Below are 407 nucleotides of genomic sequence, written 5' to 3'. Positions count from 1 at the left end.
TCAGCAATAGCATTAATGGTAATAACTACAGTAGCCTGATCGCAAGCACCATTTGAATCACATACTTCATATACAAAAGAATCTTCTCCATTAAAATCAGCATCTGGTGTGTAAGTGTATGTTCCATCAGCGTTGATAACTAAACTACCATTGGTAGGCCCTGTTACCGGAGTTGTATTAATGGTTAGTTCATCCCCATCAGGATCGCTATCATTAGACAATAGTGTTGTTCCATTTAACACGCCATCTTCGTCTACACTTGCAACATCATCAGTGGCAACCGGTGCATTATTATCAGCAATAGCATTAATAGTAATAACTACAGTAGCCTGATCGCAAGCACCATTTGAATCACATACTTCATATACAAAAGAATCTTCTCCATTAAAGTCGGCATCTGGTGTATA

The 407-nt window shown here is 38.3% G+C and carries 1 protein-coding gene; it reads right to left on the bottom strand.

What is annotated here, in order from left to right; genetic code table 11:
- The coding region (locus tag OM074_RS21250; protein ID WP_301202721.1) for an Ig-like domain-containing protein at positions 1–407 on the bottom strand (407 nt) is incomplete at both ends.

It is taken from the genome of Plebeiibacterium marinum, from assembly GCF_026013615.1.
GTDB classification, from domain to species: Bacteria; Bacteroidota; Bacteroidia; order Bacteroidales; family Marinilabiliaceae; genus Saccharicrinis; species Saccharicrinis marinus_A.
The sequence above is the reverse complement of the archived record's forward strand: the minus strand, read 5'-3'. Positions and strand labels throughout refer to the sequence as shown.